The sequence below is a fragment of the Acinetobacter sp. UBA6526 genome (genome assembly GCF_002434875.1).
Classification (GTDB): domain Bacteria; phylum Pseudomonadota; class Gammaproteobacteria; order Pseudomonadales; family Moraxellaceae; genus Acinetobacter; species Acinetobacter venetianus.
The window spans coordinates 1-4,085 of the sequence record NZ_DJLC01000011.1 but is presented as its reverse complement, the minus strand read 5'-3'; the positions used below and the strand labels follow the sequence as shown (position 1 = coordinate 4,085).

General features: G+C 38.1%; 3 protein-coding genes. All 3 read right to left on the bottom strand.

The features are described 5' to 3' along the window. Positions 1–870 (bottom strand): MFS transporter (locus tag B4237_RS00750; RefSeq protein WP_286940786.1); only part of this gene is annotated, 870 nt, incomplete at its 3' end. A gap of 258 nt (positions 871–1,128) precedes the next feature. After that, a complete protein-coding gene (locus B4237_RS00745) occupies positions 1,129–1,746 on the bottom strand; it encodes a TetR/AcrR family transcriptional regulator (RefSeq protein ID WP_004822839.1) in 618 nt (205 codons plus the stop codon). 343 nt (positions 1,747–2,089) lie between these two features. Continuing rightward, positions 2,090–4,045: an alkyl/aryl-sulfatase gene (locus tag B4237_RS00740; RefSeq protein ID WP_005146758.1), complete on the bottom strand. Its 1,956-nt coding sequence runs from the start codon at positions 4,043–4,045 to the stop codon at positions 2,090–2,092. Positions 4,046–4,085: the final 40 nt, after the last annotated feature.

The window sequence follows — 4,085 nt, the reverse complement described above, 5'->3', positions numbered from 1 at the left end:
CAGCATACTTTTTGAAACACCACCAAATAACGAACTATATCCTGCAAACCCTAAAATAAAAGAAATCGCGTTATAGGCTAAAAACCGTTTATTTTTAAATAAATGATTGGGGATCAATGGATGAGTGGCATGTTTTTGCTGCCATACAAACGCCATACTTGCCAAGATAAATAAGAAAATACTCAGCATAAACCAATGCGCTAAATGCACATGTTGTAATGCAATAATGCTATACGTTAATGTGACGATCGCTACAGCACTGTAGAGCAAACCTAGATAATCAAAAGGTACAGCCACCGATTTCTGATCCGCCTCGATACCATAATAGCCCAAGTAAATCGTTAGAACCCCAACAGGAAGATTGAGCCAGAAAATACTTTGCCAACCAAAATGATGTACCAGCAACCCACCCATCAATGGACCGACAATTAATGAAAATGCACTAAACGAACTCCAGCGACCAATTTCACGTGCTTTGTCTTGCGGTTGATGAAAATGATGCACCATGATCGCCAATGCCAAAGGGATTAAAACTGCACCAGCCACACCCTGAATCATTCGTCCAATAATCAATAAACTAAAATTGCTTGCCATTGCACAAATCAATGAACCCACAATAAAAATGATCACACCCAGCAACCATAATTTTTTACGCCCTATGCGCTGACTTAATGCCCCCACCGCTAACATTAAACTCGATAGACTTAAAGCATAGCTATCAATCACCCATTGTAGATCTGCCATGTCACTATTAAATTGGTTTTGAATACTTCCAAGTGCAAGATTGACACTGCTTAAATCCACCAAACACAGAAAGGTACTGATATAGAGCGCTAGAATAAGATAAATCGGCTGGCGAGATGCATTCATACATCACCTAGATCATTTAAATGAGAATCATTATACTATACATTGACCGACCGTCGGTCAATGTATAAAAACCCACTTAAAACCCAAAGCTTTCATTTTTTATAGACTGTCTTGAAAGCACTTTTAAAGATCACCAGTGACTGCAACTTAAGGAGAATGGTTGACTTTAAAATGCATCGTTTAGGGTTTTAATTAAAATTGATAATAAAAGAATATCAGACGAGAAGCGATTTATACGATTCAAAATAATGGTAAAAGTTAGCCATCATGATGGAGCATTTTTAAATATTGCAGCGCAATTTGCTGAGAAAAATCTGTGCTATCGTGCAGTTGATTGGCAATTGCTTCATCTGCAACCCCATGTACACCAGAATAAATCAATAACGCAGTCAATCTTGGCTGTTCTAAATGCCAAATACCCGCCTGCTGCCCTCCATTTAAGATTTGCAGCAATTGTTCCAATATCATATTTTTTTCATTATTTTTACGTTCATGGTGATGTGCACCAAAAACAATATCATGCACTGCATAACTTTCGAGGTAGGTTTGTATATTGGCCGAGACCCAAACCTTAAATTGACTGACCCAATCTTCAGCATCACATGTTGCAACTGCCGTGTCTAAGGCCGCGATAAAAAAATCGATATAACGTTTTTTTAAGGCTTCAACAATATGCTGTTTCGATTCAAAGTAATGATAAAAAGTCCCTTTAGCAACGCCCACACTGGCAATAATTTCGCTAATGGTGGTAGCTTCCACACCTTTTGCTAAAAAAAGCGTTTGTGCAGCATTCATCAGCTCATCAATTCGGACTTCTGCTGGCTTGGTTTGGCGTTTTGTCACCTGAGTAGAAGCGACTTGAGATTGTGATGACATACTTCTCTATTTTCTACACGCAAGAATTTAATTATAGAGGAGCCCTAGCTAATTCACAATTCAAGCCAATACGAGTCACTAATTACATCAATGTAGCTATAAGCATAGCGCAATATAAAATCCCCCTCATACTAAAATCGTCCACCCATACTAGCTTTATCTCAAAACGAGAAGGAATTTTTAATACCAACATGATTCGTTGCACATCATCATTTTTGCTTGATGAAACAAGAGCTTTTATTGAAATACTGATATAAAAAATGAGAGAACTAATCTATAAGTTCTCCCTTTTTATTCGACTCTATTGAATTAAGCCTAAACATTTAAGCTTCGTTATTTCCCCCTAACCATTTGGTCGAGTCACAATTGGGAAAATCGAATCTGGACGTTTAAACATGGCAAAGAATTTTCCAATTTTCAATGGATTGCCTTTGACTTTACTGTCTTTCGAAAGTAGGACTTTTACCCCTTCTATTTGACCTGTAATCATTTTTAGATATAAGGGCTTGGTTACGGTTAATGTTGGGCAATCCGATGCCAAACCATTACTGTCATCATGACGTTTAAACTGCATGACTGAGTTTTCAACCCATAATGAAAAATTCTCTTGGGTATCCGACAAAACCAGATTGATACACTGATTTTCATTTTTTAAATTTTCCACATCTAAATTTGTTGCCATGGCTTCCAGAAATCTTTCAGTTGGCGTGTGAATCAATAAATCACTCGGATCAGATGTATTTTCCATAGGTACATTATTTTGTAGCTCTTGAGCGCCCACCAAAAAGAAATTACGCCAAGTTGAAGCCTCAGCAGCATAGCCCAATTGACGATACGTATTTGCCAATAAGTCTTTTGCTTGTTGGTTTTGAGGATTATTCAACACAATATGTTTTAAAATCTCGGCAGCCCATCTATAGTCAGCTTGAGCATAAGCATCCTGCGCATTTTTCAACGCATTGCTCTCCCCACCTGCTAACTCAATATATTTTTTTGCAACAGCTTTAGGTGGCAATGGATCTAAATTGGAAGGATGAGCATCAAACCATCCCATATAGTATTGGTATACCGCTTTTACATTATGCTTAAGGGTTCCATAATAGCCATGCGCATATAATTTTTGGTCAAGTGCGGCTGGAAGCTGAATTTTCTCGGCAATTTCAGCACCATTAAAACCAGAGTTCATATATCTCACCGTCTGATCATGCGTGAACTTATAAACATCTCGCTGGGTTTTAATAAAATCTTGAATATTGTCATTGCCCCATACCGGCCAATGATGCTGTGCAATCAATACATCGGATGCTTTGGCATGTTGCATTGCTTGGTCTAAATAGCCCACCCATTTTAAGGCATCACGGACTTTAGCACCGCGGAGAGTATAAAGATTATGCATGGTATGCGAAAGAATTTCCGCGCCATTATAAAGTTTCAGTGATGGAATAGAGAATGTTAACTCTGCTGGTGCTTCTGAACCTGGCACGTTATAAAACACAAAATCCAAGCCATCAATGCTCATTTTCTGTTCTGCTTGAGTGATCAATTGTGTAGGCTCAAGGATGCCCATTTTTCCCACAGCAACAGCCTTACCTAAACCTGTATCCACCAGCCCTTCTGCATTTTTAGGTAGAAAAGTTCCATACATATAAGTCGCACGACGTATCATGGCTGAACCTGCCATCACATTTTCACTGGTCGCTTCTTCCATAAAGCCTTGTGGCGCAATAATTGGGATTTTTCTAGCGTTAATTTCTTCGCTAGAAAGAACGCCTAATGCACCACCAAAATGATCGATATGGCTATGGGTAAAAATAATGGCTGAAATTTTTTGCTCACCTAAATGCTGCCTAGCAAATTTAAGTGCTGCTTCAGCCGTTTCTTTAGAGGTTAATGTATCCACAATAATCCAACCAGTATCACCCTGAATAATGGTCATATTTGCCAAATCAAAACCACGAATTTGCCAAACTCGATCTGTCACTTTAAATAGACCAACATTGTTGTTTAGCTTTGCTTGTCGCCATAGCGCAGGATTAACAGTATTTGGTGCTGGATCATTTAAAAAATTAAACGCATCAAAATCCCAGATCACATTGCCTTTTTCACTTTTAATTTGACCTGTTGGCTTGGCAATAAAGCCTTTTTGCGCATAATTAAACTCAGTCATATCATCTAAATTATATTTGGTTTTATACGCATTATTTGATTCAATGACCGCTTTTTCGACTTGTCCATTTGCTGCAAAAACAGAAAATGGCAAAATAAACATCAATGAGACCGTTAAAAATTTAATTTTCATTGTCGTTCCTTCTTTAGGTGGTGTTTCAAAAAGTATGCTG

Coding starts and splice junctions, on each gene's coding strand:
- B4237_RS00740 (WP_005146758.1), bottom strand. CDS start 4,045: ATGAAAATTAAATTTTTAACGGTCTCATTGATGTTTATTTTGCCATTT.
- B4237_RS00745 (WP_004822839.1), bottom strand. CDS start 1,746: ATGTCATCACAATCTCAAGTCGCTTCTACTCAGGTGACAAAACGCCAA.